The sequence below is a fragment of the Streptomyces hypolithicus genome, assembly GCF_052934925.1.
In genome coordinates this window covers 640150-664421 of record NZ_CM128811.1, presented here as the reverse complement: position 1 = coordinate 664421, position 24272 = coordinate 640150, and the positions used below count along the sequence as shown (strand labels likewise).

20 protein-coding genes and 1 pseudogene are annotated in these 24272 nt (G+C 69.2%); 12 read left to right on the top strand and 9 right to left on the bottom strand.

The features are described 5' to 3' along the window. Positions 1–86: 86 nt before the first annotated feature. Positions 87–1247, bottom strand: a complete 1161-nt coding sequence (locus ACU6WZ_RS03235; RefSeq protein WP_447031614.1) for an IS4 family transposase — start codon at positions 1245–1247, stop codon at positions 87–89. Positions 1248–1367: 120 nt separating this feature from the next. Here ACU6WZ_RS03235 and ACU6WZ_RS03230 point away from each other — a divergent pair, with 120 nt between their 5' ends. Genes ACU6WZ_RS03230 through ACU6WZ_RS03215 form a run of 4 tightly spaced genes read left to right on the top strand, consistent with a single transcriptional unit; the run spans position 1368 to position 5024 of the window. Further along, the gene (locus tag ACU6WZ_RS03230; RefSeq protein WP_447031613.1) at positions 1368–1637 is read left to right on the top strand and encodes a hypothetical protein; all 270 of its coding nucleotides are present in this window, start codon (positions 1368–1370) and stop codon (positions 1635–1637) included. Then, positions 1585–2901, top strand: coding sequence for an MFS transporter (locus ACU6WZ_RS03225; RefSeq protein ID WP_447031612.1), 1317 nt, complete (start codon positions 1585–1587; stop codon positions 2899–2901). Before ACU6WZ_RS03230 ends, ACU6WZ_RS03225 begins: the two co-directional genes overlap by 53 nt. Then, the gene (locus ACU6WZ_RS03220) at positions 2888–4645 is read left to right on the top strand and encodes an alpha/beta hydrolase family protein (RefSeq protein ID WP_447031611.1); all 1758 of its coding nucleotides are present in this window, start codon (positions 2888–2890) and stop codon (positions 4643–4645) included. Before ACU6WZ_RS03225 ends, ACU6WZ_RS03220 begins: the two co-directional genes overlap by 14 nt. Positions 4646–4676: 31 nt before the next feature. Next, complete coding sequence (locus tag ACU6WZ_RS03215; protein ID WP_447031610.1) at positions 4677–5024, top strand: hypothetical protein; 348 nt, start codon at positions 4677–4679, stop codon at positions 5022–5024. A gap of 625 nt (positions 5025–5649) precedes the next feature. Here the strand turns inward: ACU6WZ_RS03215 and ACU6WZ_RS03210 are convergent. Next, on the bottom strand, positions 5650–6810 hold the full coding sequence (locus tag ACU6WZ_RS03210; protein ID WP_447031609.1) for an IS4 family transposase: 1161 nt from the start codon (positions 6808–6810) through the stop codon (positions 5650–5652). A gap of 60 nt (positions 6811–6870) precedes the next feature. Between ACU6WZ_RS03210 and ACU6WZ_RS03205 the strand changes: the two genes are divergently transcribed. The 3 genes from ACU6WZ_RS03205 to ACU6WZ_RS03195 all read left to right on the top strand — a co-directional run bounded on the left by ACU6WZ_RS03205 (position 6871) and on the right by ACU6WZ_RS03195 (position 11949). After that, the gene (locus tag ACU6WZ_RS03205; RefSeq protein ID WP_447031608.1) at positions 6871–10962 is read left to right on the top strand and encodes a DNRLRE domain-containing protein; all 4092 of its coding nucleotides are present in this window, start codon (positions 6871–6873) and stop codon (positions 10960–10962) included. 38 nt (positions 10963–11000) lie between these two features. Then, positions 11001–11408, top strand: coding sequence for a hypothetical protein (locus tag ACU6WZ_RS03200; protein WP_447031607.1), 408 nt, complete (start codon positions 11001–11003; stop codon positions 11406–11408). A gap of 415 nt (positions 11409–11823) precedes the next feature. Further along, the gene (locus ACU6WZ_RS03195; RefSeq protein ID WP_447031606.1) at positions 11824–11949 is read left to right on the top strand and encodes a hypothetical protein; all 126 of its coding nucleotides are present in this window, start codon (positions 11824–11826) and stop codon (positions 11947–11949) included. A 22-nt stretch (positions 11950–11971) separates the two neighbouring features. Here the strand turns inward: ACU6WZ_RS03195 and ACU6WZ_RS03190 are convergent. Next, positions 11972–12148, bottom strand: a pseudogene (locus ACU6WZ_RS03190) (IS630 family transposase); the annotation flags it as partial. Between the two features lie 51 nt (positions 12149–12199). Continuing rightward, a complete protein-coding gene (locus ACU6WZ_RS03185; RefSeq protein WP_447033826.1) occupies positions 12200–12682 on the bottom strand; it encodes a thymidine kinase in 483 nt (160 codons plus the stop codon). A 7-nt stretch (positions 12683–12689) separates the two neighbouring features. Here ACU6WZ_RS03185 and ACU6WZ_RS03180 point away from each other — a divergent pair, with 7 nt between their 5' ends. Together ACU6WZ_RS03180 and ACU6WZ_RS03175 are read left to right on the top strand one after the other, a co-directional pair. Further along, a complete protein-coding gene (locus ACU6WZ_RS03180; protein ID WP_447031605.1) occupies positions 12690–13352 on the top strand; it encodes an FG-GAP repeat protein in 663 nt (220 codons plus the stop codon). Between the two features lie 659 nt (positions 13353–14011). Beyond that, positions 14012–14698 (top strand): IS5 family transposase, encoded by a 687-nt coding sequence (locus ACU6WZ_RS03175; protein ID WP_447031604.1) that lies wholly within the window; start codon positions 14012–14014, stop codon positions 14696–14698. A 145-nt stretch (positions 14699–14843) separates the two neighbouring features. Here ACU6WZ_RS03175 and ACU6WZ_RS03170 read toward each other — a convergent pair whose 3' ends face one another. Then, entirely contained in the window at positions 14844–15512 is a 669-nt protein-coding gene (locus tag ACU6WZ_RS03170) for a DUF3000 domain-containing protein (RefSeq protein WP_447031603.1), read from the bottom strand. A 92-nt stretch (positions 15513–15604) separates the two neighbouring features. Between ACU6WZ_RS03170 and hemE the strand changes: the two genes are divergently transcribed. Further along, positions 15605–16672, top strand: a complete 1068-nt coding sequence (gene hemE, locus ACU6WZ_RS03165; protein WP_447031602.1) for a uroporphyrinogen decarboxylase — start codon at positions 15605–15607, stop codon at positions 16670–16672. A gap of 48 nt (positions 16673–16720) precedes the next feature. On the opposite strand, the gene ACU6WZ_RS03160 is transcribed toward hemE, so the two are convergent. Together ACU6WZ_RS03160 and ACU6WZ_RS03155 are read right to left on the bottom strand one after the other, a co-directional pair. Then, complete coding sequence (locus tag ACU6WZ_RS03160) at positions 16721–18100, bottom strand: FAD-dependent oxidoreductase (protein WP_447031601.1); 1380 nt, start codon at positions 18098–18100, stop codon at positions 16721–16723. A gap of 62 nt (positions 18101–18162) precedes the next feature. Beyond that, entirely contained in the window at positions 18163–19104 is a 942-nt protein-coding gene (locus ACU6WZ_RS03155; protein WP_447031600.1) for a DUF4349 domain-containing protein, read from the bottom strand. A gap of 130 nt (positions 19105–19234) precedes the next feature. On the opposite strand from ACU6WZ_RS03155, the gene hemG reads away from it, so the two are divergent. Continuing rightward, positions 19235–20737, top strand: coding sequence for a protoporphyrinogen oxidase (gene hemG, locus ACU6WZ_RS03150; protein WP_447031599.1), 1503 nt, complete (start codon positions 19235–19237; stop codon positions 20735–20737). A 4-nt stretch (positions 20738–20741) separates the two neighbouring features. Further along, positions 20742–21473 (top strand): hydrogen peroxide-dependent heme synthase, encoded by a 732-nt coding sequence (hemQ, locus tag ACU6WZ_RS03145; RefSeq protein WP_447031598.1) that lies wholly within the window; start codon positions 20742–20744, stop codon positions 21471–21473. A gap of 73 nt (positions 21474–21546) precedes the next feature. Here hemQ and ACU6WZ_RS03140 read toward each other — a convergent pair whose 3' ends face one another. Further along, a complete protein-coding gene (locus tag ACU6WZ_RS03140; RefSeq protein ID WP_447031597.1) occupies positions 21547–23187 on the bottom strand; it encodes an alpha/beta hydrolase in 1641 nt (546 codons plus the stop codon). A 104-nt stretch (positions 23188–23291) separates the two neighbouring features. Next, entirely contained in the window at positions 23292–24272 is a 981-nt protein-coding gene (locus tag ACU6WZ_RS03135) for a TIGR04222 domain-containing membrane protein (protein WP_447031596.1), read from the bottom strand.

The window sequence follows — 24272 nt, the reverse complement described above, 5'->3', positions numbered from 1 at the left end:
TTCGGGGCGCGGTGCGCTTGGGGCGTTCGCGGATGAGCATGTCGGGGAGGTCGGCTATGAAGAAGCGCAGGGCCTTCGCGAGGAGGTCAGGGGGAAAAGGCCGTCCGCACGGAGCTTTTGACGGCGTCCAGGACGGGCGGGAAGCTGATGCGGGCCGGGTCGACACCCGCGATCACGGCGGCCTTCGTGATCAGAGTGCGCAGGGCCTGGTAGACGCAGAGCAGGGCCCACAACTCCTGGCGTACGCCCTCGGGTTTACCCGAACGCAGGACGCCGCCACTGGTCCGCAGGTCGACCTTGACCAGCTTGAACAGGACTTCCACCGACCACCTTTCCGCGTAGTTGCGGGCCAGTTCGAGTGCCGGGGCTGCCTCGGGGTCCAGCAGGGTGGTGATCAGGCAGAACACCTCGCTGACCCCGTCGTCGTCGGCCACGCTGTACTCGATGACCCGCACCGGCACACGCTCCGAGCGCCTGGTACCGCGCAGCTCGGAAAGGTAGGTGCCGTCGGCCAGGCGTTTCCTGACGGGCAGGGCGAAGGAGGCTGAGACGCGCCACAGCAGTTCGGTACCCGTCGCGGCGGCGGCCGTGTACAGGTCGTAGGACGGAAAGCCCCGGTCGGCCAGCAGCAGCATGCCCGGACCCAGCCGGTCCAGCAGGCGCTCGAACAGGGCCCGTTCGCCGACCTCGATGGAGTCGAAAGCCGCCCCGGCCAGGGCCAGGGTGCCGCACTCCGCCAGCGCCACCAGGCGGGCCTGCGGACGGCTACCGCCGGACGGCACGCCGAAGGCGGCCTCGTTGTGCCGGCCGGAGGGCAGGTCGAAGACCGTCCCGTCCACCGCCATCAGCCGCAGACCCCGCCAGAACGCCCCCGGCATCCGCTCATCCGCGACGGGTGCGGCGACCTCGTCGAACAGGTTCCGCAGCGGTGCCTCCCCCAGCCGGTAGCGGGCCAGAGAGATCGCCCCGTCGCTGGGCACCCGGTAACCGTCCCAGCCACCCCGCGACCACCGCAGCCCCTCCAGCAAGCCCCGCAGCGTGCGCGCATACCCCTTGCCCGGCTCCAGCCACAACGCCATAGCCAGATACATCATCAACTTCGATGGCAACGAACGGGTCCGCTCCTCACGCGCCCCAGCCTCGTCCACCGCGGCCTGCACCGCCTCCTCCGGAAACACCGTCGCCAGCAGCCCGATCGACACGTCATCCGTCAGCCGCCCTGCGACCGCACCCTCAACTCGCTCCACCCAAAGATCATCGCACCTGGAGCGTTAACTCATGACCATTGCCTCCTGGGCTTCGCCTATCTGCAGCTCGGGAAGGGCGTGGAAGCTCTCGAGTCCTACCGCGCAGCCTACGAGTGCGACATGGAGGACTTTGAAGCGCTGTATGACTACGCGTACATCCTGGCCGAGACCGAGCAGCCCGAAGCAGCTCTGCGTCTCGCCGAGAGCCGGGACCATACCCTGCTCCCGAAGGGCCAGGCGGTCAAGCTCCTGACACTGGTGGCCGAGCAGCACGCTCTGCTCGGCGATCTTCCCGCTGCCCGGACGGCGCTCGAAGAGGTCCTCACTCTCACGCCGAATGACGCCGACGCACGCACCAACCTCGAACAAGTGGTCGCCGCCTCGGCGTGATCGAAGCAAGGAACTTGTGTTGAAAATCCAGAGGGGGGCCGAACGTTCCGAACGAGTCCCCGGCGCCCGCCGCGTAGCCGCGTACACATTTGTGTTCTTCACAGGGATGTGGCTGTCGAAGACAGTGCACCCGCTGTACTTCAACAAGCATGACGACCTGGTGGCCTTCGGGCTCTCCTACACCGCGATGGCCATCGCCGGGACCACGTCCGTATTCATCGGCCGGATCGCAGACCGCTTGGGGTCGAAGCCCGTGCTCGTCTGGGGCACGGTCCTTTACGCCGTGGGCATGGCGCTCCGGATCGTCCACGCGAGCCCTGTCGTCGCTGTGGTATCCGGTTTGGTAGCCGGTATCGGTGCTTCGTCCGTCTTCATCGCACTGCGCACCTGGACACTGCACAACACCGCCGAGGCGCAACGTGCAGGCATCATCTCGCGCCGCGAGTTCATGAACCAGGCCGGCACGGCACTGGGAATGGGCTCCGCGGGCGCCCTCGCCGCCTTCATCGGCGGTGACCAGGGATACGTCTTCGTGCTCCTTCTCGCGGCCGGCTGCGTGCTGGCGGGCCTCCTCTTCATTCCCCCGAGCCGTCCTCACGCGTCGCCCGAGAGCGCCTCTCCAGGCAAGGGGGCGCAGAGCGCAGGATTCGCCGCAGTGTTCGGGCAGCACCGGGCCCTTGCCCTCGGCATCGTCGGTCTCGGTCTGCTCATGGGCTTCTACGCAAGCATCCTCAGCCCGTACCTGCCACTGCTACTGGCCGAGCGAGGTGTACCGGTGGCCCTGGTCGGCGTTGTCCTCGCCGTCGCCAGCATCGTCCGGCTTACCGCCGCCGCGCTGGCAGGAAAGTTCCTTCGTCGCTACTCGCCCCTGATGGTCTTCCTCATATCGGAGGGCCTCTGTGCTGCCGCCACTTTGGTGCTCGCCCTGTCGGTAAGCCCCTGGCTGGCCGCCTGCGCCCTGGCTCTGCGGGGGGCGTTCCTGCTGGGGGCCACGGTCTCCCAGGAACTGCTGCAGCTCAACGCCTTTCCTGCCTCCATTGCGGGAGTCCTCTTCGGCCTGGTCCAGAGCGCCTTCCTGGCCGGAGATTCACTGGGCGGAGCGCTGGGCGGGTGGCTCTACCACCAGCTCGGCAGCTCGCACACCGTGCTGATCGCGACCGGACTCACGCTGGCCAATGCCCTGCTGGTGCCCATCTTCTACGCCTGTCTGCGCAGGTCCACCGCAGCCGATCCGGAAAGGCAGACCGTAGATGAGCCTTCATGAAATCTTCTTCGAGGAGCGCAGCCGGCATCTCCTCTCCTGGCACAACGGCCCGGTCCTGGGCGACATCCACGAAGACGGCACACTGCACATCGATGCGCCGTCCCAGACCTCGCAGAGTGGCAGATCCGGCGCACTGCGCGTCGAACTCGACGGTGATGCACTGCTGTTCATCGAGTCCCGCGAGGTGCTCGCATCATTCCATCTGGACGGACCAGACCTCACCGTCCTGGAGACTGGCTTGACCGGAGATCGACAGCAGTGGAAGACCTCCTTGCCGCCGACGGAGCATGGCGCATGGACCATCCAGGATGTGCTGGAGGGGCGGGATGAGGACGGCAGCAGCTGCATCGTTCTCACTGTCGAGGACTCACAAGGGTCCATCGAGTTCCATCAGATCGCCAAAGAGAATGCAGCCCGGGCTCACCGCCCTGCGGTCACAGGTCAGTTGGTCCACTGGGATCTGCAGTATGACGCTGCGGTCATTCGCCAGGACCGCGGCCCGTGGGACCCCTTGCTGCACTTGGAACACCCCCTCTCAGCCGTGGCGGCAACGTCGATCTCGGCTCAGTGGAAAGACGGGTGGAACGGTCAGGGCGCAGTTATCGAGACCAGAACGGCAGGCGCCGAACCCCGCCTGGCTTCTTGGAACCTACAGACGTGCACTCAGACCCCGGTCACAGCGCCCATCGGCCACGTCGACGACGCGCGCTTCCTACGCGACGGCGGCTGGCGCATCCTCGCTATCACCACCCTCGACGGCTCCGACACCCTGCACGTCTGCGATCTAGAAACGGGTGAGGCCAAGCCCGTTCCCCTCGACGGCACCGGGCGTCTGCGGATCCGCATTGCCAGCCAGCGCGGAACAGGCCTCTACAGCTTCTCGACGCTGGCCGGGTCCTCTTGGCTCTGGCTGGACAGCAACGGGACACTGCACCGGGCGAGAGGTGACGTTCCCGGATACGCGGGAAGTGCCACACTCAAGCACGTGTGGTACGGCCGGACGCCCGTGCTGGAGTACAAACCCGAGCAGCCCCCGCTCGCCCTCGTCGTCTCTCTCCACGGCGGGCCCGAATCTCTGGAACGCGATGAGCTGCGATGGGACGGGGTGTACCGGGAACTCCTCGATGCGCGAATCGCTGTCATCGGACTCAACTACTGCGGTTCCATCGGCTACGGGGCAGAACACACAGAGCGCGCGTGGAAGAACTGGCTCAGCGTCTTCCAAGAGGACCTGAGCGCCTGCATCGAGACAGCACAGGCATGGAACATCGACCCCGCCAACATTGCCCTTCTCGGCGGAAGCTTCGGCGGCGGACTCGCCCTCTTGGGCTGCGTCCTCAAACCAGACCTCGCCGGAGCCGTGGTCAGCGCGCCCCTCATCGACATCCGGCGCCATGCACGGCATGCCGCGGAGACAGACTCCTCGTACCGCGAATGGTTCGAGCACCGTTTCGAGCTTGCCAACTCAGCAACCGCGACGCAGCGGCTTTTCGACCCGGAGTACCTCACCACTACAGCACCGGATCAGCGGGTCTTCCTCATCCACGGGGACCAAGACGAGGTGACGGGCTGGCAGCACAGTCGGCACGCCGCTGACATGGCATCCCGGCGCGGCCTTCCATGGACTTTGGTGACGGAGACGGGCGCGGACCACGTCCCCGCCGACCTCGACCAGACCAACACGCGATATCGACACATCCGCACTGCCATATCGGAAGTTCTCAGGATTGATCTCTCTAACTAGAGATAGGGGCGTTATGCCGTACAGGGGAAAAATGCTGTTTGTGTCCGCCGCCGTGACTGTTGCCACGGCAAGCCTGACGGGAGCGACTCACGCCGCAGCGGAGGTGAGCCCGCATTGCCGGGAGAGCGGCTTCTGCCTGTTTGAAGGGAAGAGTTTCACGGGGCCGAAAGCCGTAGTTCCTGCATCGACCGGCTGCCGCACCACGAGCACGCTGGGTATTTCCGCTACTCGGTCGGCGGCACGGGGGTTCGGTGACAGCAAGGCCCTGCGGCTGTACGCGGACTCGAAATGCGCCCAGCTGATCACGGACGTTTCCGAAGAACGCGCGATCCTGGATCCGGCGGCACGCAGCTATTCCCTGGTGAACCTGCCCGGCTGAGCGGTACCCCCCTCATCCTGAAGCTTCCCCCATCGGCGGAACACGACGCTACCGGCTGGCTACGGAACCTGCTGCGCGGATCACCGGTCTCGACGGCGCACGGCACCGCCCGTCTGGCTGTGCCCACATCTGTTCGCGTCGGTGCGGCGCTGCCTGTTCAGACGCCGATGGCTCACACGCTGCGCTGGGAGTCGGGACAACATCAGCTCTCGCACGTACGCTCGGGAGACGCGTCCTGGTGGTTCCGTGACCAGGGATGCACGATGAACAAAGAATGTGGCGTGGTCCTCCCCACATCCCCTGGGGAGGACCACGCCACAATCCGTTGCGCAGGTGATCAGTCGAGTACGCCGAAGTCGACGGCGCCGGACTTCACCGTGTCGATGAACGTCATGTAGGTGGACCGGGGCAGGGACCAATGACCATGAGTTAATCCGGATCGGGCGTCAGCTGGTGGAGCACGATGGTGCGGGTGACGTGGCGGGTTCCAGGGTCGGTTGAGCTGCGGGTTCGGTAGCTCAGATGGGGGCGCTTCGTGGTTCGGGGCGCGGTGCGCTTGGGGCGTTCGCGGATGAGCATGTCGGGGAGGTCGGCTATGAAGAAGCGCAGGGCCTTCGCGAGGAGGTCAGGGGGAAAAGGCCGTCCGCACGGAGCTTTTGACGGCGTCCAGGACGGGCGGGAAGCTGATGCGGGCCGGGTCGACACCCGCGATCACGGCGGCCTTCGTGATCAGAGTGCGCAGGGCCTGGTAGACGCAGAGCAGGGCCCACAACTCCTGGCGTACGCCCTCGGGTTTACCCGAACGCAGGACGCCGCCACTGGTCCGCAGGTCGACCTTGACCAGCTTGAACAGGACTTCCACCGACCACCTTTCCGCGTAGTTGCGGGCCAGTTCGAGTGCCGGGGCTGCCTCGGGGTCCAGCAGGGTGGTGATCAGGCAGAACACCTCGCTGACCCCGTCGTCGTCGGCCACGCTGTACTCGATGACCCGCACCGGCACACGCTCCGAGCGCCTGGTACCGCGCAGCTCGGAAAGGTAGGTGCCGTCGGCCAGGCGTTTCCTGACGGGCAGGGCGAAGGAGGCTGAGACGCGCCACAGCAGTTCGGTACCCGTCGCGGCGGCGGCCGTGTACAGGTCGTAGGACGGAAAGCCCCGGTCGGCCAGCAGCAGCATGCCCGGACCCAGCCGGTCCAGCAGGCGCTCGAACAGGGCCCGTTCGCCGACCTCGATGGAGTCGAAAGCCGCCCCGGCCAGGGCCAGGGTGCCGCACTCCGCCAGCGCCACCAGGCGGGCCTGCGGACGGCTACCGCCGGACGGCACGCCGAAGGCGGCCTCGTTGTGCCGGCCGGAGGGCAGGTCGAAGACCGTCCCGTCCACCGCCATCAGCCGCAGACCCCGCCAGAACGCCCCCGGCATCCGCTCATCCGCGACGGGTGCGGCGACCTCGTCGAACAGGTTCCGCAGCGGTGCCTCCCCCAGCCGGTAGCGGGCCAGAGAGATCGCCCCGTCGCTGGGCACCCGGTAACCGTCCCAGCCACCCCGCGACCACCGCAGCCCCTCCAGCAAGCCCCGCAGCGTGCGCACATACCCCTTGCCCGGCTCCAGCCACAACGCCATAGCCAGATACATCATCAACTTCGATGGCAACGAACGGGTCCGCTCCTCACGCGCCCCAGCCTCGTCCACCGCGGCCTGCACCGCCTCCTCCGGAAACACCGTCGCCAGCAGCCCGATCGACACGTCATCCGTCAGCCGCCCTGCGACCGCACCCTCAACTCGCTCCACCCAAAGATCATCGCACCTGGAGCGTTAACTCATGACCATTGGGCCAACCCGGACGGCACATTGACAGAGGATCAGGCCAGCGGCCCGGTCCGTTTCCGCGCCGACGACGGCACCTGGACCGCCGTGGATGTCAGCCTTGCGAAGGTCGCTGACGGAACGGTGGAGGCGAAGGCGCACCCGCTGGATCTCACCCTCGGCGGGGCAACCCCCGCACGGGAGGACGCATCGGCCACCCGCCGGCTGCGCGCCGACGAGCCTGTCGCCGCCGCCGCACCACTGGTTACGCTCACCTCGCCAGAGGGCAAGCAGGTCGCACTGGGCTGGAGGGGCGCACTTCCCGCACCACGCCTCGACGGCATCAAGGCCACATATCCCGGCGTCCTGCCGCACGCCGACCTCGTCGTTTCCGCCACCCGCACCGGGTTCGAGCAGTTCCTCATGCTCAACTCCCGTCAGGCCGTGAGCGAGGCGGGCACTCTTCGGATGACGCTCACCGCGAAGGGGCTGACCGCCAAAGCCGACGCTGACGGCGGCGTGACCTTCACCGACAGCCGCACGGGCAAGCCCGCGGGTACGCTTCCCGCTCCCGTAATGTGGGACGCGAGCACCGACGCACGCTCCGGGGACCACCCACATCGCGCGCCCGTCGCGATGTCCGTCATCCAGCAGGGCGACGAGATCGACCTCACCCTCACGCCCGACGCGACGTTCCTGGCCGATCCGGTCACCCGTTTCCCTGTCACCGTCGATCCGGCGGTCAGCCTGCTGACCACATTCACCACCTTCGTACAGGAGGGCTACACCACCGACCAGTCCACCGCCACGGAGCTGAAGCTCGGCAACAACGGCGCGGGACAGGTGGCCCGCTCCTTCCTCCGCTTCGACACCCGTGCGGTGAAGGGCAAGGACGTCAAGTCGGCCACGCTGAAGCTGTGGAACCACCACTCGTGGTCCTGCGAGGCACGCGACTGGGAGGTCTGGGACACCGGCACCCCCAGCACCGCGAGTCGCTGGACCGCGCAGCCGAGCTGGAACCTCAAGTGGGCGACCTCCGCGCAGACCAAGGGCAACAGTTCCGGCTGTGCGGACGGCTGGGTAACCGCCGACGTCACCGCCCTCACTCGCGCGTGGGGGGGCAACGCCTACGAGCTGAACTCCCTCGGCATCCGGGCTGCCGACGAGACGGACCCCTACGGCTGGAAGCGATTCCACTCGCGCAACGCGGCGACCAACGTGCCGGTCCTGTCCGTCACCTACAACAACCCGCCGAGCGCGCCCACCTCCGTGGCGCTCAGCCCGTCCTCGTACAACACCTTCAACAAGCGCACGTACGCCACCTCGGTGACGCCCACCTTCTCGGCGAAGGTGGCGGATCCGGACGGCGGCGCCGTGCGGGCCCAGTTCGAGGTCACTCCCGACCCCGCGTTCAACGACGCGGGCACGTACAGCTGGACGAGCACCAGCGGTGCCGTCGCCTCCGGCGGCACCGCCGCGCTGGCGCTTCCCGAGAACAAGAAGCTCGGCGCGTTCGGCTACCGGGTCCGCGCTCGTGCCTACGACGGCTCCGTCTACGGTGCATGGAGCGGCTACGTGCCGTTCCGGGTGAACACCGGCAAGCCGGCTGCCCCGCAGATCGACTGCGCCGGCTTCCCCCGGGAAGCGTGGACCGACACGAGCGGTGAGATCAGCTGCACCCTCACCACAACCTCCACGGACGGCCGCGGCTTCCTGTGGGGACTCGACGACCCCAACACCCCACAGCAGGTGAACGATCCCGCCGGCACCGGCGGCAAGCCGCAGACCATCAAGATCAACCCGGCCAAGGGCTGGCATGTCCTGCACGCCCGCACCGTCGACTCCGCCGGTCTGCTCTCCGGCATCACCACCTATCAGTTCGGCCGAGGCCCCAAGCCTGCTGTTCTGCCCGTCCCGGACATCCCCAGCGCACTCCAGGAGGGCGCCCAGGACACCCCCACACCGATGCTGTCCGGTGTGCTGACGTCCGGAGACCGCGCATATCTGCACGGTGAGTACGCCCTGTACGACGCCGCAGGCGCGCCGCTGCCGGGCGTGCAGTTGCCGCCGTCCTTCCACGACAGCGGCCAGCGCGTCGCCACTCTGATCCCCGAAAGCACCCTCGTACCCGGCCGGGCCTACCAGTGGGCCATGCGTGCCTGCAGTGACACGGCCTGCTCGGCGTGGACCCCCAAGCGCAACTTCACCGCCAAGGCCCCGGCAGCCCAGCCGGTCCCGCAGGTACGCACCGTCGACATATCCGGCGACGCCTTGCGCGACGCCGCTGCCCCCGTCGGTGCCACCGACTGCGGCACCAGCCCATGCGCGTCTGTCCAAGACGGCATGCTGCGCGTCGGCACACCGGGTGGCATCGCCTGGCGCAGCTGGTTCAAGGCGGATCTGTCCGCGGTGCCGGCCGGTGCCAGGATCACCGACGCACGGCTCACACTGCACCGGGCCGACTGCGAGGGCGCGAACGCTGAGGAACCCGTCTGCACCGAACCCGCCGCCACCGTGCGTGACCTCGCTGAGGCATGGGACCCCTCCCTCAGCGGACAGGAACTCGCCGTCGCGGCCAATGAGGAGCCATGGCTCGCCGAGGACGAGCTGCCCGCCGCGCTCGGTGACCTGAACCTGGGATCACTCGTCGCGGACTGGCTGTACGAGACCGACAACCACGGCCTGAGTCTCCAGCTCGGGGACGAGGAGACAGCGGCGCCCGGTGTGGTGTACCACTCCTCGCGGGCCCAGGACCCGAAGATGCGACCGGTGCTGAGGGTGTCCTACATCCCCTCCGGCGCCCCTGGTGCCCCTGAGCACGTGAAGGCCGTTCCAGCCGATCGCGGTCTGCTGGCGACCTGGAACCCGCCGACCAATCCTGGCGCGGCCACCGACGCACTCACCTACACGGTGGTTGTTCACCGTGACGGCAGCGAGGTCGCCCGTACCACCACCGAGAACACCCGCGCCGTCTTCGACGGCCTCACCAATGGCGCCGACCACACCGTGACGGTTACGGCCGGCTCCGCGTACGGCACGTCCAAGACAACAATGTCGGCCCCGGGCAAGCCGGTCACCGTCATCGAGCAGGAACGTTACGTCCAGGCGGTACGCGACTACCTCGCGGCCCGCGGCGGAGTCCTCAAGGGCACCTACACCACCATCGAGCAGGCCGCCGCGAGCAGCCCGCACGGCGCGATGTTCCGCGAGCTGCTCGCGCAGCAGCTCCCCAAGCTGAACAACCGCCGGGAGGCGTACGCCCGCCACGAGCGCCGCTTCACCGAGGTCACCACGGCCTTCGACGACGTACTGACCGGATCTGGTCCCGACAACACCGTCGTGGTGCGCGGCACCGTCTCGGAGCGCAGTGTGCTCACCCACACCGACGGCACCCAGGAGCCAGAGGAAGGCAAGCTGCCCGGCCGCTTCGTCTTCGCCGACGGTGTCCTGCGCATGGAAGCCGACGACGCCGCGTCCGAGGTCACCCTGCCCGCGACGGGCGACGCCGTGCGGGACGCCACTGTGGCACCACCCGCGGAGGAGAACGTCGAGGACATCGCCGAGGGAGGTGAGCCCCTGCCGATCGAGCTGGACGCCGACGGCATGCTCGCCGAAGATCCCGCCTCCACCACTGGGACCATGCAGCTCGCCGCACTGCGCGCCGCCGCGCCCGACGGCAGCGGCACCGTGAATTGGGCCAAGCGTAACGCCAACATCAAGTATGACTACGACACGGACTGCGCCAACTTCGTCTCCAAGGCGCTGCACTATGGCGGCAAGATGCAGCAGCGCAAGGGCGGTCGCAAGAATCAATCGCGCTGGTTCCGCAACAACATCGGCTGGATCCGCCTTGACAGCTATACCTGGGCTGCTGCAGCCAATCTGCGCCAGCATCTGAAGAACCACCGAGGTGGTCGCGAGATTTCGCGCTACGATGCCCGGCCCGGTGACGTGATCTTCGGCTACTACACGTCTTCCAAGGCGTGGAACCACACTGGAGTCGTCACCGCCGCCAAGGGGGGCAACATCAGCATCACCCAGCATGGCCGAGTCCATCACACGACACTGAGCCAATGGTTCAAGAACAACTCAAAGCTGGGTGCTATCAGCATCATCCGTCCCGGGAAGCGAAGTTGAGGCGGGCGGGCAGGTCGGTGTGCCTGGTCGGAGCGGTCGTGCTGCTGCTTGGTGGGTGTGACGCCCTCTCCACCGACAAGACCCCCGAGCGCATCAAGGTCGGCACCGCCGAGCTTGACCTGACCGTCACGGGTCGGCCCACCCCCGGCAGCCTCGCTACGACCGAGCACGTCCTGGCCCGCCTCAAGGCCCGCGATGCCGACGGCCTGGCCGGGCTCACTGTAAAGGACGGCGGTACGAAGAACGACGCGAAGCGCTGGGTGGCCCGCTGGGGCGATGCCGCCCAGCGCCCCGCCACGGCGAACTTCCGCCTGGGCGAGAAGGAAGCGTCCGTCGATGTCCGCTTCACTGGTGAAGGCTCCACGCTATCGCTGCTGCTGATGCCGAAGAACGAGGACACCCCCTACGACGACACGTTCGCGCTCCTCCTCAGTGAGCATCAGTGAGGTAAGGGCCAGTCAAGGTCGTCGCGACACGTGGTCGCGCTGATCAGATGGTGCGTCCTTCACGCAGGCGCTCGGCTGGGAATTCCCAGCCGAGCGTTTTGCGTAGGTGACGGTTGACACCCTGGGCACCGCGGCACATCCCGGCCACCAAGCGGAGCAGGTCCTCAACTTGTCCTATCCAATCCGGAGCAAGAAGCCGTATTCCTATCGTTCATGGGGACGGTTCTGATCGACCAGGACGCCTGGTCGGGTGATCTTCCCCGGGTGGGTGCATGAAGGCAGGGCCTCTGGTGCAGACGGAGCACGGCATAAGGGATCCCACGAGTACGCAACGGGAAGGGCACTCCATGAATGAGCTGGTCATCTCGTCGCCAGGCTCGAGCGCGAGGTCCGCGAGCCGAAGGAAGCGCACGACGTGGCCAACCGTCTCTGGCACCTCGCGGAGGAGACGCTTAGCGACATCCGAGCCGTCTCCTCCAGGCTCTCCGAGTGCCGCTTCGACATCGACGCGTACGTCGCGGAGAACGACTACCGAGGTTGAACTCGTGATGTCGTGGCGTTGCTCAGACGGGTCTGATGGTCAGGCCGGTCTCGGCGAGGCAGCCCCTGTGAGGTGGCTGCGGTACTGGATGTAGGCCGCGTCGGATGCGCTGGTCGAGGTGTTCGGGGGTGCTGAAGGCGACGTTGGAAAGCCAGCCGCGTCGCAGGGGGGACCAGATCCCTTCGACGGGGTTGAGGTCGGCCTCTGATTCCCGCCGCCGAGCTCCCCGGCGTCACCGTGGCAGCACGGGTCAGCCCGACGTGACCGGCAGCACGTCAGGCGACAGGGCCGCCGCTTGCGCCGTCGCACCCGTCATCCGCTTACGGTGATGACGGCGGCACAGAACCTCGTACCCGACGATCTCCGCGGCATTGCCCACGTCCCCCACCACGACCTGCTCGCCCTCTAGGACCATCTCGCCACCCACCGTGCGCGCGTTGTGGGTGGCCCGTGCTCCGCACCAGCACATCGCCTCAACCTGCAGCGTCTCCACCCGGTCGGCTAGTTCGATCAGCCGCTGGGAGCCGGGGAAGAGCTTGGTGCGGAAGTCGGTGCTGATGCCGAAGGCGAAGACGTCAAGGTCCAGGTCGTCCACGATCCGGGCCAGCTGGTCGATCTGTTCCGGCAGCAGGAACTGGGCCTCGTCCACGACGACGTAGTCGACCTTGCCACCGCGCGACATGCAGTCCACCACGAAGGCGTAGAGGTCCAGTGCCGGCGCGACCGGACTCAGTCACGCCATGGCCATTCAGATGGGCGCGGGCCGCACCATCGACGCCGGGGACATCAATCAGGACGGGCGCGACGACATCGTCATCGGCCAGCCCGACCCGGCAGAAGTCGCCCCTGCCTACGGTGGCGCCACCGGCGGACAGGTGACGGTCAAGCTCGGCCAGGAATACGGGCTGTACTACCGCGGCCACACCACCACCTTCAGCCAGTCCTCCCCGAACGTGCCCGGCGACTCCGAAGCGGGAGACGCCATGGGAGCCTCGGTCGCACTGCGGGACCTGAACGGAGACAAGACCCTCGACATCATCACCGGTCTGCCCGGTCAGGACTCAACGGTGAACGCAGTAACCAACGCCGATGCAGGCAGCGTCCTGCTCCTCCACCTGTCCAGCACCCCGGAAGCCATTGCGCTCCGGGACGCAACCGGGCTCAGCCAGGGCACCGGCGGCATCGGAGGCGGCGGCGAGGCCGGCGATCAGCTGGGAAGCGCGGTCACCGCAGGTGACTTCACTGGAAACGGCACCACCGGCCTCGTCCTGGGAGCCTCCGGCGAGAACAACGGCGACGGCACCACCATCTACCGCACATCCACCGGCACCGCGACCTTCGTCAGCAAGGCCGTCGCAGGCGTCCCCAGCGGAAGCAGACTCGGCAGCGTCCTCGAATCCTAAGCTCCGTTAACCCAATTCCCGTGGCTCAGAACTGCCCGCGCGGGCCCCAGGGTTAGTGCGTTGTGGCAAAGGGAGAGTCCCTGCTCGATGAGCAGGGACTCTCCCTTTGCCACAACGCACTAAGCACGGTCTGCCTTGGCCTCGGCGGCGGCCAATACCCCCTTGCCCCACCAGCAGTTGCGGAACCTCCTCCCCTCGGCCGAACCCACCAGCCGGGCACCCCGGAGCCAACCCGGCGAGCAACCCTGCCAGCGCCCCGACCACTGCCAAACGGACCCTCTCAGAAGCCGTAGTTCAATCGATCATGTGGTCTGGCGGTCGAGCTGATGTTCTGTGCATCGGCCCCGGGTGGGTGATCTTCGCGGGGTGAGGCATGAAGACAGGGCCTCTTGGAAGCGAGTGGTTGTCGAGATCACCGTTTCCAGGAGGCCCTGTTGTTCCAGTTCACCGCATCGACGGGTCCGGAGGCCAGTGGTTCGGCGCGGTCGTGTGACTGTCTCGCGCACGTGTACGGAAACGCGGCCGACCAACCCGGCCGTGAGCGCCGGTATCCAACGGACATGACGGACGCGGAATGGGGGCGGGTGCGCCCGCTGCTGCCGGTTCCGGCGTGATTGGGCAAGCGGGCGGGCCGGCCGGAGTCGTATTGCCACCGGCAGATGGTCGACGCGGTGCGCTACCTCGTCGACAACGGCATCAAGTGGCGGGCGATGCCCGCGGACTTCCCCTGCTGGGAGCGGGTGTACGCCTTCTTCCGCCGGTGGCGGGAGCACGGGTTGATCGCCGAGTTCCACGACCGGCTGCGCGAGCAGGTCAGGGCGCGGGCGGGCAGGAACGTGGAGCCGAGCGCGGGGATCGTGGACTCACAGTCGGTGAAGGCCGCCGCCAACGTTCCGGCCACCTCACGGGGTTACGACGGAAACAAGAAGATCAACGGGAGGCGTCGGCACATCGTGACTGACGTCCTGGGTCTGCTGCTGAGCGTGCATGTCACGCCTGCTGACACCGGCGATCGTGACGCGTTCCAGGCCCTCCTGCCCTTCCTGAGCAAGAGATTTCACCGGCTCCGTCTCATCTGGGCCGACGGCGGCTACACCGGCCCCGTCCTCGCCGGTGCGGCGAAGGCGCTGAACATCATGCTGGAGATCGTCAAGCGCAGTGACGACACCAAGGGCTTCAAGATCCTTCCCCGCCGCTGGGTAGTGGAGCGAACTTTCGGCTGGCTGATGCGCTCGCGCCGTCTGGCCCGCGACTTCGAGACCACGACCGTCAGCGCCGAATCGATGATCCTGTGGTCGATGGCCATGGTCATGAGCCGCCGCCTCGCTGGCCGTCCGCGAGCGTGAACCGTCCCGCCCGCACCTCGATGAGCCACCTGCGGGCCACCATCTTCTTCGCCTTCGACCGCACCCCCTCCACCTTCGCCGGCACCAACTCCAAACCCAGCCCACCGGCGAGTCCCCCTGGGGCACCCCTGGGACAGGGGTCTTCCTAGGGACGCGTCTGCGGGCCCCGCCGCTGGGGCAGCGACACCACACCCGCGTCCAGTTGGCCCGCTCCCTGCGGGGACGCCGGCGGCAGCCCGGCGATCTGCGCCAGCAGATCGCACCACGCCGCCAGATGCGCCGCCGTGTCGGGCACCCCGCCGCGCCCCTCGCGGGGCGTCCACGACGCTCTGATCTCGATCTGCGTCGCAGGCCGGCGCTCGGCGAGACCGCCGAAGTAGTACGAGCCGGCCCGGGTCACGGTGCCGCTCGCCTCCTCGTACGACAGGCCGCGCGCCTCCAGGGCGCCCGTCAGCCACGACCACGAGACCTCCGGCAGCAACGGGTCGGACGCCATCTCCGGCTCCAGTTCCGCCCGCACGAGGGTCACCAGCCGGAACGTGCCGTGCCAGGCGTCGTGGCCGGCCGGGTCGTGAAGGAGTACGAGCCGCCCGTCGGCCAGGTCCTCGTCGCCGTCCACGACCGCGGCTTCCAGGGCGTACGCGTACGGCGCGAGCCGCTGCGGCGGACGCGTCGGTTCCACCTCGATCTGGGGGCGCGGGCGCGCCGAACGCAGGGCGTCGACCGCCTGACGGAACGCGGACGGCGCGGAGTCGCCCTCCGCACCGCCCCTGTCGTCAGCATCATCAGAAAGTCGTCCCTGCGCCGGAGCCATGCGGGGAAGAGTAGGCGGAACGTGCGCGTCGCGCAGGCAAGGACACCCGCCCCGGGACAACCGCTTCGCGCCCGCGTGCGAAGATTCGGTGCGTGAGTGCCAACGACCGCCCTCTGGGCAGCCCGCAGAGCCCGACGTACGACTCGACCTTCCTGAAGGCGTGCAGGCGCGAGCCGGTGCCGCACACCCCGGTCTGGTTCATGCGGCAGGCGGGGCGCTCTCTGCCGGAGTACCTGAAGGTGCGCGAGGGCATCCCGATGCTGGAGTCGTGCATGCGGCCCGAGCTGGTCACCGAGATCACGCTGCAGCCGGTACGCCGCCACCACGTCGACGCGGCGATCTACTTCAGCGACATCGTCGTCCCGCTCAAGGCCATCGGCATCGACCTGGACATCAAGCCCGGCGTCGGCCCCGTCATCGCCGAGCCGGTCCGTACCCGCGCCGATCTGGCCCGGCTGCGCGACCTCACGCCGGACGACGTCGCGTATGTGACCGAGGCGATCGGGATGCTCACCGGCGAGCTCGGGTCCACGCCGCTCATCGGGTTCGCGGGCGCTCCGTTCACTCTCGCGAGTTACCTCGTCGAGGGGGGACCGTCGCGCAACCACGAGAACACCAAGGCGATGATGTACGGCGACCCGCAGCTGTGGGCTGACCTGCTGGACCGGCTCGCGGAGATCACCGGGGCGTTCCTGAAGGTGCAGATCGAAGCCGGCGCGTCCGCCGTCCAGCTCTTCGACTCCTGGGTCGGGGCGCTGTCCCCCGCCGACTACACGCGTTCGGTGCTGCCTGCCTCCGCGAAGGTCTTCGACGCGGTGGCGTCGTACGGCGTACCCCGCATCCACTTCGGCGTCGGCACCGGTGAACTGCTCGGACTGATGGGCGAGGCGGGGGCGGATGTCGTCGGCGTCGACTGGCGCGTGCCGCTGGACGAGGCCGCGCGGCGCGTCGGCCCCGGCAAGGCCCTCCAGGGCAACCTCGACCCGGCGGTGCTCTTCGCCACGCCGGACGCGGTGATGGCCAGGACGGACGAGGTGCTGGCGGCCGCGGCGGGGCTTGAGGGGCACATCTTCAACCTCGGTCACGGGGTGCTGCCTTCGATGGACCCGGACGCCCTGACCCGCCTCACGGAGTACGTCCACACGCGGACGCAGCGCTAGCCAGAAATGCTCGATCGGACCGGGGCCCGGGGCGGAGCCCCGGTACCGCTACGCCCCCGCCTCCCGCACCGCGGTCGACGCCTTGCGGGCCGCCACCAGGACCGGGTCCCAGACCGGTGAGAACGGTGGCGCGTACCCCAGGTCCAGCGCCGTCATCTGCTCCACCGTCATGCGCGCCGTCAGGGCGACCGCGGCCACGTCGACGCGCTTGGCGGCGCCCTCGCGGCCGACGATCTGGACGCCCAGCAGCCGCCCGGTCCGTCGCTCGGCCGTCATCTTCACCGTCATCGACGACGCCCCCGGGTAGTAACCCGCCCGGCTCGTGGACTCGATCGTCGCCGTCACGAACCGCAGTCCCGCCGCCCGCGCGTCCTTCTCGCGCAGCCCGGTCCTGGCGATCTCCAGGTCGCAGACCTTACTGACCGCCGTACCGACGACACCGGGGAACGTCGCGTAGTCGCCACCCACATTCGCGCCGATGACCTGGCCGTGCTTGTTCGCGTGCGTGCCGAGGGCGATGTGGCGGCGGTGGCCCGAGACCAGGTCGAGGACCTCCACGCAGTCGCCGCCCGCCCAGATGTCGTCGTGACCGGCCACACGCATCGACAGGTCGGTGACCAGCCCGCCGGACGCGCCGAGCGGCAGGCCCGCGTCGCGGGCCAGCGTCGTCTCTGGCTCGACGCCGATCCCGAGGACGACGACGTCCGCAGGGTAGGTGCCCTCGTCCGTGGCGACCGCCGTCACCCTGCCATCGTCACCGGTGAGGATCTTGGTGACCTCGGCGCCTGACACGGTGTTGATGCCCATGCCGTTCATCGCGTCGTGGACGAGCGCGCCCATGTCCGGGTCCAGGGTGGCCATCGGCTGCTCACCCCGGTTCAGGACCGTCACCTCGTATCCGCGGTTGATCAGCGCCTCGGCCATCTCGACGCCGATGTAGCCGGCGCCGACGACGACCGCGCGCCGGCCCTCGGTCTGCTCCAGCGTGTCGATCAGGGCCTGGCCGTCGTCGAGGGTCTGGACGCCGTGCACCCCCGGCGCGTCGATGCCGGGCAGGCGCGGGCGGACCGGCCGGGCGCCGGTCGCCACGACCAGCTTGTCGAAGCCCGTCCAGGACTCGTCCCCCGAACCGAGGTCGCGAGCGCGGACCCGCCGGCCCGGCACGTCGACGTCGGTGACCTCGGTACGCATCCGCAGATCGATTCCGCGCTCGCGGTGCGCGTCGGGCGTACGGGCGACGAGCTCGTCGCGGTCCGTGACGTCGCCGCCGACCCAGTAGGGGATGCCGCAGGCCGAGTACGACGTGAAGTGGCTCCGCTCGAAGGCGACGATCTCCAGCTCGTCCGGCCCCTTGAGCCTGCGGGCCTGCGATGCGGCGGACATGCCCGCCGCATCGCCCCCGATGACCACCAGTCGCTCCGCTGCCATGCGCGTGCCCCCTCGTTCGTCATGTCCCGAATGCCGTCCGAGGGACACGCTACGTCGGACCGCTACCCCTGGGGCTGCTCCTCCCGGGCCGGCGCCGTCTGCCGCTGCGGCAGACGGCCGCGCAGCACCCGCCACAGGACGTACAGCAACGCGAGCGCCGCCGCGAAGGGGGCCACCGCGCCCAGCGCCATGGCCACCCACGTCAGCATCGTCACGAACGCGTTCCAGCCGCCGCTCACCGCGTCCTGGAAACCGGGGTCCTCGTCCTTCTTGACGACATCCTTCGGTTCCGGCTCCGACAGCTCCAGGGTGATGGTCGCCAGGGTCGTGCGGTCCTTGAGCGACGCCTGCTGGGCGAGCAGCGCCTCCAACTCCGTCTGACGGGTGCTCAGTTCACCTTCGAGCATGACCACATCGCTGAGCTTCGTGGCCCGGTCCATCATGTCCCGCACCCGCGCCACACTGGTGCGCTGCGACTTTATGCGGCTGTCGACGTCCACCACCTGGTCGGTGACGTCCTTCGCCTGCGCCTTGCGGTTGAGTAGCTTGCCGGTGCCCGAGAGCTCCCTGAGTACGTCCGCGTAGGTGTCCTGCGGGACACGTAGCACGATCCGCGAGTAGACGTTGCTGCCTTCGGTCCGCTCGGTGGTCTCGCTGCCCACGAGACCCCCGGCGTTCTCGGCCGCCGTACGGGCCGTGGCGAGGGCCTTCGTGGCGCTCTTGACCTCGACGGACAGTGTTGCCGTACGGATGACGTGGGTCTGGGCCGACGGCGGCTTCTTCGCCCCCGCCTGGTCGGCGGGCGCCTTCGCCGCCGAGTCGGCTCCGGCTGCGCCGGGTGCCCGTTGTTTCGAGGCGTCGGCCCGGCTCTCGGAGTAGGCCTTGGTGTCGGCGCTGTCGCCGCCGCTCGCGCCGCTGCAGCCGCCGAGCGCCAGCGAGGCGGTCAGCAGGCCGGCCGCGAGGACGGTGCGAGAACGCTGCCCGGACTTCGATGGTGCACGCATGTCGGATCCCCCCGAACGTCGTGATGGATGTTGCCGGTTCGACGTGCGAGGCGGGGAGCGGGTTGCCGTTTCGAGGTCCCGAAGCGGTCACGGTCAGGACTCGTTCCGGGTCTTTGAGAGAGTGGACCTCATGCAGCAGCCGTCGCAGCCCTCGCAGCCTTCGCACCGCGCCCGGACCTCCGCCCGCCATGCCGTCGTGGTCGGAGGCGGCATCTCCGGTCTCGCCGCCGCTCACCGGCTGGTCGCCGGCGGTGCGCGCGTGACGCTGCTGGAGGCGACCGGCCGGCTCGGCGGCAAGCTGCTGGTGGGGGAGATCGCGGGCGTGCCCGTCGACCTCGGCGCGGAGTCCATGCTCGCCCGCCGCCCCGAAGGCGTCGCCCTGGCACGGGAGGTGGGCCTCGGTGACCGGCTCCAGCCGCCCGCCACCGCCTCCGCGTCGCTGTGGAACAGAGGCACACTCACGCCGATGCCCAAGGGCCACGTGATGGGAGTGCCGGGCGATCCAGCCGTGCTCGGCGGCGTCCTGTCCGAGGCCGCTCTCGCCCGGATGCGGCAGGACCGCGAGCTGGCCCGCACCGAGGTCGGCGACGACATCGCGCTCGGTGAGTACGTCGCGGCCCGCCTCGGCCGCGAGGTCGTCGACCGGCTGGTGGAACCGCTGCTCGGCGGGGTGTACGCCGGTGACGTGTACCGCACGTCGATGCGGGCCGCCGTGCCGCAGCTCTTCGAGGCGGCGCGGACGTACGACTCGCTGCTGGAGGGCGTACGGGAGATCCAGCGGCGGGCCGCCGACAAGCAGCAGCAGAGGGACCAGCAGCAGGCGGGCGCAGCCCCGGCCGATTCACCCTTCACGGGGCTGGACGGGGGCATCGGCACCCTCCCCGGAGCCGTCGCCGACGCCGTGCGCGCCGGCGGCGGCGAGATCCTCCTCGACACCCCGGTGCTCGGCCTGACCCGTGGCGCCGACGGCTGGGCGGTGCGCACCGACGAACGGGTGATCGTCGCCGACGCCGTCGTCCTCGCGTCGCCCGCCTGGTCCGCCTCCGCGCTGCTCGCCGACGAGTCACCGGCCGCCGCGGCCGAGCTGTCCGCCGTCGAGTACGCGTCGATGGCCCTGGTCACCATGGCCTTCCGGCGCGAGGACGTGACGGGCGCGGCGGGGCTGCCGCAAGGCTCCGGTTTCCTTGTGCCGCCCGTGGACGGGCACACCATCAAGGCGTCCACCTTCTCGACCCGCAAATGGGGTTGGGTGGACGCAGCCGCACCCGGTCTGTTCGTACTGCGCACCTCCATCGGCCGTTACGGCGAGGAGGAACATCTGCACCGTGAGGACGACGAACTGGTCGGCGTGTCGCTCAAGGACCTCGGCTCGGCGACCGGCGTCACCGCGACCCCCGTCGCCACCGAGGTAACCCGCTGGATCGGCGGCCTGCCGCAGTACCCCGTCGGGCACCTCGGCCGGGTCGCCCGGGTCCGGGACGAAGTCGCGAAGCTGCCGGGACTGCGGGTCTGCGGGGCGGCGTACGACGGCGTCGGGATCCCCGCCTGCATCGCGAGCGGACAGCGCGCGGCCGACGAGATCATGCTCACCCCGGACCCGGCGCGGGGCACGGATCACGGCACGGGAGAATAGGGACATGACTGATGCTCCGGAGACTGTGACATCCCCCCGAGGCCCCAACGCCGGCAAGAAGGCCAAGGACCTCAACGACGTCATCCGCTACACCCTGTGGTCCGTCTTCAAGCTGCGCGAGGTGCTCCCCGAGAGCCGCGCGGGCTACGCCGACGAGGTGCAGGAGCTGTTCGACCAGCTCGCCGCGAAGGACGTCACCGTGCGCGGCACGTACGACGTCTCGGGGCTGCGCGCCGACGCCGACGTCATGATCTGGTGGCACGCGGAGACGGCGGACGAGCTCCAGGAGGCGTACAACCTCTTCCGCCGCACCAAGCTGGGCCGCGCGCTGGAGCCGGTCTGGTCGAACATGGCGCTGCACCGCCCCGCCGAGTTCAACAAGTCGCACGTCCCGGCGTTCCTGGCCGACGAGACGCCGCGCAACTACGTCTCGGTGTACCCCTTCGTGCGCTCGTACGACTGGTACCTGCTGCCCGACGAGGACCGTCGCCGCATGCTCGCCGACCACGGCAAGATGGCGCGCGGCTACCCGGACGTGCGGGCCAACACGGTCGCGTCGTTCTCGCTCGGCGACTACGAGTGGCTGCTGGCGTTCGAGGCGGACGAGCTGTACCGCATCGTCGACCTGATGCGTCACCTGCGCGCCTCCGAAGCACGCATGCACGTGCGTGAAGAGGTGCCCTTCTACACCGGCCGGCGCAAGTCGGTCGCGGAACTGGTCGCGGGCCTCGCCTGACGGCACGAGACGGTCGCAGGCCTGGTGGTGGGCCTCGCCCGAGCGGGCGGGCCCACCACCCTGACCCGGAAGATCAGACGGCGGGCGCCGGCTCCTTCGCCACGGCCCGCTCGTCCAGCGACACCGGGTTCGGCTCCCGGTGCGGCGCGCAGTCCGCGCGCCGCACCGGCGTCCGGCCGGTCAGCAGATACGTCTCCAGGTGAGCGTTGACGCACTTGTTCTCGCCGCCGCCGATGCCGTGCGTACCGGCGTCCCGCTCCGTCACCAGCACGGAACCGGCGAGGCGCCGCTGAAGCTCCAGTGCCCCCGGATACGGCGTCGCCGCGTCCCGCTCGGCGGCCAGGATCAGCGTCGGGGGCAGCTCGCCGGGTTCCGTACCCACATCCACCGGCTGCTGCCGGGGAGCGCTCCAGTACATGCACGGCAGATTCATGAACGCGTTGTCCCACGTCTCGAACGGCGCGCGCTGCGCGAGCAAGCTGTTGTCGAGGTCCCACCTCCACCAGTCGGTGGGCCACGGTGCGTCGTTGCACTGGACGGCGGTGTAGACGGCATTGCCGTTCTCGTTGTCACGCGCGCCCTCGGCCCGAGGCGTGGCCTGCTCGATCAGTGGCTCCGGGTTGCCCTTCAGGTACTCCGAGAGCGCCGTTGCCCGCATCGCCCAGTAGTCGTCGTAGTAACCGGCGCTCAGGAGCGCCGCCTGGAGCTCGCCCGGCCCCACCTTGCCGCCCACCGGTTCGTCCGTGACCCCGGCGCGCACCGTCTCGTAACTGCGCATCACCTCTTCGGGCGTGCTGCCGAGGTCGTACGTCTTGTCGTGCTTGGCGACCCAGGTACGGAAGTCCAGCCAGCGCCCCTCGAAGGCCAGCGACTGGTCGAGGTTGTTGCGGTACCAGACCTGCTCGGGCGCCGGGTTGACCGCCGAGTCGAAGACCATGCGGCGTACGTGCGACGGGAAGAGCGTCGCGTACACCGACCCGAAGTAGGTGCCGTAAGAGGCGCCCATGAAGGTCAGCTTCTTCTCACCGAGGGCCGCGCGCAGCACCTCCAGGTCGCGGGCGTTGTTGAGCGAGGTGTAGTGCCGCAGCGCGCTGCCCGCCTTGCGGGCGCAGCCGTCGGCGTACGCCTTGGCCTCGGCCCTGCGCTCCGTCTTGTACTCCGCGGTGGGATGAACCGGGGCCTGGGTGGGGGCCTCGGCGAAGTCCTCCGGGTCCTGGCAGGACAGCGGCGCGGAGCGGGCCACGCCGCGCGGGGCGTAGCCGACGAGGTCGTACGCGCCCGCGATGCGCTTCCACTCGGGCATCACCGACGCCATCGGGAAGTACATGCTGGAGGCGCCGGGGCCGCCCGGGTTGTAGATGAGCGCGCCCTGACGCGCGGCGGGCTTTCCGCTCGCCCGGACGCGGCTGACGGTCAGTGAGATCCGGCGGCCGTTCGGGGCCGCGTAGTCGAGGGGGACCTTGACTGTGCCGCACTGGACCGGCTTGGGCAGGCCCTCCACCTTGGGGCAGGCGCCGAAGACGACAGGGGCGGCGGCCGCACGCCGGGCGGCGACGGCGGTGCCTGCCTCGTCGCCGGCCCCGGTGAGCTGCTCGGCAGCGGCCGCGGGGGACGGGGCGGGTGTTTCGACGCTGCCCGCCGGGGCGGCGACGAGGGCGGTCAGGGCCAGGGAGCCGGCGGATGCCAGGGCCCCGTACATCGCTACTGCTCTCATCACGTTCCCTTCGTGCGGAGACAGGACAAAGGGATCTTTGGTGGGGTGGCCGGCGATGTAAAGCACCGCTGGACGGTGTCGGAAGCTATGACCCGATGAGGTGATCAGGAGCTGCCGCCACCGCCGCAGCTCGACCCGGAGCTGGAGCTGCCGCAGCTTGAACCACCGCTGCTGCCGCCACAGCTGGAGCCGCCGGACCCGGACCCGGAGCCGCACCCCGACCCGGAGCCCGAATCGCCCGAGCCGCCGCCGCAGCCCGAACCGCCGGGCCCGGAGCCCGAACACCAGTCGACGGTGGTCCCGTAGAGGGCGCTGTCCGTGCCCGACGTGGCACGCGCACCGCGCGGAGAGAGCCGGGCCGCCGCCCGCAGCTGCTCCTGGAGGTCCAGGTCGGGCAGCCCGCGCAGGCCGTTCACCGCGACCAGGTGGCCGGAGCCGGTCCAGTCCGCGTGTGAGACCCGGTAGGACTGAATCACCGCGCGGCCCGCAGGGGTGACGCGGGCCGCCGCCCTGGCCGCGTTGACCGCGCCGAAGATCACCCCCAGGAACAGGGCGGGCAACACCTTCACGATGAACGGGACGCCGAACGCGTCGGCGGAGCTCTCCACGACGGTGACGGCGACGGCCGCCGGGAACCCGAGCATGCAGGTCAGCAGCAGCGTCGTGCTGGCCAGGCGCCAGGTGCGCCCGGCGCGGGGCGCCACCATCAGGCCGCGGAACGCGAGGCTGTCGCCGATCTCCTGAACGGCAGCGCCGCGCATCACGGCGTGGCGCAGGTGGTGCAGCGCCCCATTGGGCGCGGCGGCCAGCTCGGCGAGCACGGCCCGCTCGACGGGATCGCGGGCGACGGTGCTCCGGGGCGAGACGACGCCGGGGCCGCCGATCGCGAGTCGCCCGTCGGCGTACATGGTCGCGAGCGCGGTGTCGACGGTCCTCGCGGGCCCACCGCTCAGGAACGCGATCTCCATCAGGTCGTCGTGGGCGTAGCCCGCTCCGGAGCCCCGGCGCAGCATGGACACGCCCACGGTCAGGGTGATGCTGGAGCCGACGACGGCAAGCGTGAAGAGGAGGGCAAGGAGAGTCAT

What these genes read in the sequence shown, in the direction of transcription:
- ACU6WZ_RS03230 (WP_447031613.1), top strand. Translation starts at nt 1,368, where the DNA reads ATGGAGGACTTTGAAGCGCTGTATGACTACGCGTACATCCTGGCCGAG.
- ACU6WZ_RS03225 (WP_447031612.1), top strand. Translation starts at nt 1,585, where the DNA reads ATGACGCCGACGCACGCACCAACCTCGAACAAGTGGTCGCCGCCTCGG.
- ACU6WZ_RS03220 (WP_447031611.1), top strand. Translation starts at nt 2,888, where the DNA reads ATGAGCCTTCATGAAATCTTCTTCGAGGAGCGCAGCCGGCATCTCCTC.
- ACU6WZ_RS03215 (WP_447031610.1), top strand. Translation starts at nt 4,677, where the DNA reads ATGCTGTTTGTGTCCGCCGCCGTGACTGTTGCCACGGCAAGCCTGACG.
- ACU6WZ_RS03180 (WP_447031605.1), top strand. Translation starts at nt 12,690, where the DNA reads ATGGCCATTCAGATGGGCGCGGGCCGCACCATCGACGCCGGGGACATC.
- ACU6WZ_RS03175 (WP_447031604.1), top strand. Translation starts at nt 14,012, where the DNA reads ATGGTCGACGCGGTGCGCTACCTCGTCGACAACGGCATCAAGTGGCGG.
- ACU6WZ_RS03170 (WP_447031603.1), bottom strand. Translation starts at nt 15,512, where the DNA reads ATGGCTCCGGCGCAGGGACGACTTTCTGATGATGCTGACGACAGGGGC.
- ACU6WZ_RS03160 (WP_447031601.1), bottom strand. Translation starts at nt 18,100, where the DNA reads ATGGCAGCGGAGCGACTGGTGGTCATCGGGGGCGATGCGGCGGGCATG.
- ACU6WZ_RS03155 (WP_447031600.1), bottom strand. Translation starts at nt 19,104, where the DNA reads ATGCGTGCACCATCGAAGTCCGGGCAGCGTTCTCGCACCGTCCTCGCG.
- hemG (WP_447031599.1), top strand. Translation starts at nt 19,235, where the DNA reads ATGCAGCAGCCGTCGCAGCCCTCGCAGCCTTCGCACCGCGCCCGGACC.
- hemQ (WP_447031598.1), top strand. Translation starts at nt 20,742, where the DNA reads ATGACTGATGCTCCGGAGACTGTGACATCCCCCCGAGGCCCCAACGCC.
- ACU6WZ_RS03140 (WP_447031597.1), bottom strand. Translation starts at nt 23,187, where the DNA reads ATGAGAGCAGTAGCGATGTACGGGGCCCTGGCATCCGCCGGCTCCCTG.
- ACU6WZ_RS03135 (WP_447031596.1), bottom strand. Translation starts at nt 24,272, where the DNA reads ATGACTCTCCTTGCCCTCCTCTTCACGCTTGCCGTCGTCGGCTCCAGC.